The organism is Synechococcus sp. RC10A2 (genome assembly GCF_047502605.1).
In genome coordinates this window covers 1-4,947 of sequence record NZ_JANSHP010000087.1, presented here as the reverse complement: position 1 = coordinate 4,947, position 4,947 = coordinate 1, and the positions used below count along the sequence as shown (strand labels likewise).

Below are 4,947 nucleotides of genomic sequence, written 5' to 3'. Positions count from 1 at the left end.
GGATGCTCGTAGGAATGGGCAGTGACATAGGCAGCAATCTCTTGGAGGACTTGTTCTGTGTGGTCGAATATCTGCTCATTGGTAAAGCGCAGAATGGCAAAGCCATGTTCGCGCAGGATTTCCTCCCGCAAACGGTCGCGTTCCTGCTGAGTGGGTTCGCGGTGCACGGCGCCATCTATCTCAATGATCAGACGGGCATCGTCACAGAAGAAATCGGCGATGAATTGTCCAATCGGATGTTGACGCCGGAATTTTCGGCCTAGCAGCCGACGGTCACGCAACAATTCCCAGAGCAGGCTTTCGGCGGTCGTCGCCTCGCGACGCAACTGCCGCGCCCTGGCAATCAGTTCCTGGCTGGCCTTGGGTAATTCGTACCCTCCTTCTCCCGCAGCGCGAGAAGAGAGGTCGGGGGCTGCGATCCTTCCCCCCTCTCCCGCAGCGTGGGAGAGGGGGCCAGGGGGTGAGGGCACAAACACATTCCCCACCAGCCGGTAACCTTGCTTTTCCAGCTCTGCACGGGTGCGGAAGAGGTGCGAGTCAGAAGACATATTGAACAACCCCTGCTTAAACTGCACGCCCCATGGGTTGACCCTCACCCCCAGCCCCTCTCCCTTAGGAAGAGGGGAGTCGTTCACCAGAACCGGCACGCGCTGGTAGATGGCGCGGGTGAGGTCGGCGTCTTGCCGGGTGCGGAAGACGGGCAGGGTGCGGGTGTTGGGGTTGATGCGGGCAATGTCCTGCGGCGTTAGGCTAAAGAGCCGACGCGGGTCGCGCAGGTGGTCGGCACGGGTGGCAAAAAAGGCAAAGCTGGCTGGCGGCATTTCCCCCTTTGGATCCCTTGCTAGGGTGAGCAGGCAGAACTTGTAGCTGCGATGCACTTCAGGGAACACCCCCTCGCGGTTCTCAAAATCAAACAAACTCACCAGTTGCCCTTTTTCCACCACATCGGCAAAGAAACGCTTGTTGGTGTCGTCGGTGGCAATGCCCGTGGGGACGATGATGCCCGCCCGTCCGTGGGGGCTAAGCAGGAGGCGCACCCTCTCGGCAAAGACGGAATAGGTGTTGATGCGCCTGCGGCCGGTCAGGGGGTACTGTCCGCTCGCGCGCAGGAAGCGGCTGGCGCTTTCGACGTTGTGCAGGGCACGCTGGTAGTCGTGCCAGAGGGCGGGGTTGGTCTTGGGTAGGTCGGCGATCAGCCGTTTACGGGCGGCGGCATTCGGAGCCCGAGCAATGGCGGTATTGCGGCTGGCAAAGAATTCTTCTTCCTGCAGTTTGATGCGCTCCCAGGGCGGGTTGGAGAGGATCACATCAAAGCCGCCACTTTCAAACACCTCCGGGAACTCCAGCGGCCAGTGGAAAAACCGATTCTCGACAGCGAGGGCCTGAGCAGTGGCAAGGGCCTGGGAGGGGGTTCTCTCCTGCAGTCGATCAGCCACGGCTTGGGTGGTAATGGCCCTAGAGAAGTCAGGGATCAAGGGCTGGAAAAAAGCGGCTGTCCACAGGTTGCAGGCTTCCACTAGCTTTTGGTGTTGCGGGTCTTGGCAGTAGCGGCTGTAGAGCTGCTGCTTGCGGCTAACCTCTGCCGGGGAGTTGTCTGGAATGGCTTCTAGCTTCTGTCGCTCCTGGCTAAGCTCAGCCACCACCTGGTCAGTGTCAAAAGCAAGGGAAAGCTGCCCTGTTTGCAAACTCTGGCACTCGGTGCGATTGCGCTGCTTTAGCGAGCGGGCAGCCTCCTTGGAGTCAGCGCTAACCGGGGTAAAGGCTTCATCGGGGATGCCCTTTTCCAAAATCGCCAAATCCAAGACACCCACCAGCGAATCGCCGCACTTGATGTGGTGATCCAGGAAGGTGAGGGGCTTGCCGGCGCAGTGGGCCTCCAGCCACAAGGCCACGCGGCAGAGTTCCACCGCCAGCGGGTTTTTGTCCACGCCGTAGATGCAGTGCGCCACCACATCGCGGATGGCCTCGCGGACACGCTCGGGGGCGGGTTCCTCTTCGCCGGTGCGGATCTTTGCCAGTTCCTTGCCCAACCTGCGGGCGGCAGCAAGCAGGAAGTGACCGGATCCGCAGGCGGGATCACACACACGGATGGACAAAATCGCTTGCTCTTTTTCCTCAGGTGGGCGAGCGGCTTTCAGCCGTTCTTCAATCACTGGCTCCAGCGCCGAGCGGATGAGTTCGGCCACTAGCTCCGGCGGGGTGTAGTAGGAGCCTGTGCTCTTGCGCTCTGAGCCGTAGCTCAACTCAAAGCGAGGCGCCCCTTGCCCAGTTACAATCTGAGGCTGGTAGTCGAGCAAGCTTTCGTAGACGGATCCCAGCTCCTCCACGTCCAGGGCAGCGTAGTTCACCCGGCAAGGGGGAGAGGTGGGGCTTTCTTGGTAGTAGGCCAAGTGCCAGAAGGCCTGCAGCAGATCCCGGTTGCTGAGGCTGCAGCTATCCAGCTCCAGGGGAGCAAAGAGGTCCCCATTGAGAGGAGCAGCCCCCAGCAGCTCCGCCAGCTCCTCTTGGGAAAGCACCCTCCAGAGCACCCGCAAGCTGCACCAGAGATCCTCATGTTCCGTAAAGGCGCTCCGCCGCTCCAAAAGCCGCCGCAGCCGACCCACGCCGTAGTGATCCCGGTAGAGGGGGCTGGCGCTAATTAGCCCCCGCTCCTCCGAGACCAAGAGAAACAAAAAGCGATAGACCAGCCGCAGCAGTTGTCGGTAGAACTCCTCCGGGGTGAGGCGGTTCAATCCAGAAGAGGCCAGCCGCTCCCGCAGTTGGGAGTTTTTGGGATGGGCAAGAAAGCCGTTGGCCAAGCCCTTGAGGCATTCTTCCACCCCATCCCGCAGCCGCTCGCGGACTCGCCCCCCCTGTTCCAGAGCTTGCTGGTAGTACTTCTCCAGCCAACACTCCCGCGCCTGCTCCGCCCTTTGGGGCAGGTGGCTGCGGTGCAACAGGCGAAACAGGATGGCAAAGTCGTTAAAGCGCTGCTCCTCCAGGATCTGCTGCAGGTCAAACTCCACATAGGCCTGCCGGCGCACAAAGGTGCTGTCTCGCAACAGGCGGAGGATCAGCCCGTTGGTGACGATGCCCCAGAGGTGCTCGCTGCGGTTGAGATACTCCTGCAGCAGCGAGTGAGGGGCTAGACGCGGCCTGCCAGTAGGAGCCAGCCGTCCCAGCTCCTGGCGCACCCCCACAATGTGCACCGGCGGAGCGTCCTCTGCTTCGCCAGCTCGGTGGGAGATGGCAAAGGTGGCGCCGTCAATCTCGTAGGCCCGCTGGTTGTAGCGCAGCTCGTAGCCCAGAAGGCTGAGAAAGGGAATGACCCAGGCATCGCGGGTAACCGACGTGGCCGGATCCCCTTCTGGCAGACGGGCCAGCCGACGGCGGAAAACTTCCCACTGGGTGCGGGCATCGGCAAAGACGCTGGCCATCTCCTCGGTCAGGCTGCGCTTGTCGTCTAGCCCAAAGTCTCTCGGCTTCTGGCCCGGCAGCTCGCCGGCCAAAAGCTGCTCCAGGATGTCCGGCCCCAAGAGGCCCCCTTCAAGGCGTAGTGCAGGAAATTGGCTCATCTGGACAGCAGAGGTTGTAGGACAAGAATTCCCAGCAGATCCGGGGGAAACTGCGGCTTAACCTCCAGCCCGCGCACGCGCTGGGAGATAGCCTGTCGGATGCGCCTGTGGGCATCAGCCAGCTCGCCAGCCCGCCGGCAAATGGCCTCCCGGATCCCTTGCTGAAGGGGGTGTCCTAGGCCCCAGTTTTCTGCAGTCGGCGGCCAGGGGCTGAGGCTGTCTAGCACATGCTGCACCAACTCCTGCTTTTCCGCGAGCGGCAGGTTGGCATCTGGCGTGGCTTTGGCCAAAAGCTGGAGCGCTGCCCCAGTTTCCAGCCAGCGGGCTGCGCCTCTTTCCAGGCCAACCCCTCCCAGCACCAGCACCTCCTCCGCCAGCAGAGGCTGAGCCAGCGGCTGCTCCACCAGGTAGCGCACGCGCAGCAACAAGAGGGTGGTGAGCTCGGCCACAGCCCGCGTCCGCACAACCCCGCAGCGGGAGACGACGGCCTCTTCAGGATTATCTAGAGCCTTCTCCAGCAAAAAGTGGGCCAGGGCAGCGATGAGGCGGTGGTTGCGGCCAACGTACTCCGCTCCTTCTGGCGTGGGGGAGACAAAGCTAATCCGCCAGTGTCCACCCTTGGGCTGGGGCAGGGCTGAACGAATGGCCTCCGGCAGGGTTGCCGTGCCCTCTCGGCTGAGGTTGACCTGGAAGACTCCAGACTGCCGGTCAGGGATCACGGCCAGGCCCAGGCGCTGGGCGGCAGCGAGAAAAAATTGCTGTACTGCCTGCGGATCCCCCAGCACGGCGTCTGTAGCCTCCAGTTCCCGCTGCACTTCTTCAGGCTTGAGGGATCGCTGGGCAAAACGGGTGCGGTTGCGCCGCTCCTGCTCGGCAGAGCGATCCCACCGGGCGTGAAACCGGCTCACCTCTGCCATCCCCAGATCCAGCTCCAACTGGCGCTCCCCTGAGCCGGATCCCTGGCGCAAAAAAAGCGCCTCCAGCACCGCCTGGGTAACGCTTTCACTCGCTTCGGGAACAGGCACGTGGGTGCCAAGGGTGCGGCGAATTTCCCGCGCCTTGTCCAGCAGCACCTTTAGCACCACGCCGTCCACAGGGTTATCTCGCCCAAAAAAACGAATGACCTTGACCCGGGGGGCCCGTTGGCCGTAGCGATCCACCCGCCCCTCCCGCTGCTCCAGCCGGTTGGGGTTCCAGGGCAGGTCGTAGTGGATGACGGCTGTCAATTTTTCCTGCAGGTTGATCCCTTCCGAGAGGCAGTCGGTGGCCACCAGCACCCGTGGCTGGTCAACGGCCATTTCCGCAATCTTGGCCTCCCGCTCCTCGTCGCCCATGCGGCCGGTTACGCAGGCTACCTGAGTTGCGGATCCCAGGTGTTGTCGAAGGTCTGTCT

Annotated in this window: 2 protein-coding genes; both read right to left on the bottom strand. The window is 62.4% G+C overall.

The window, feature by feature from the left end; translation table 11 throughout:
* On the bottom strand, positions 1 to 3,554 hold a 3,554-nt coding region (locus NW848_RS11890), incomplete at its 3' end, for a DUF559 domain-containing protein (protein WP_414511167.1).
* On the bottom strand, positions 3,551 to 4,947 hold a 1,397-nt coding region (locus NW848_RS11885), incomplete at its 5' end, for a helicase-related protein (RefSeq protein WP_414511166.1). The genes NW848_RS11890 and NW848_RS11885, both read right to left, overlap by 4 nt.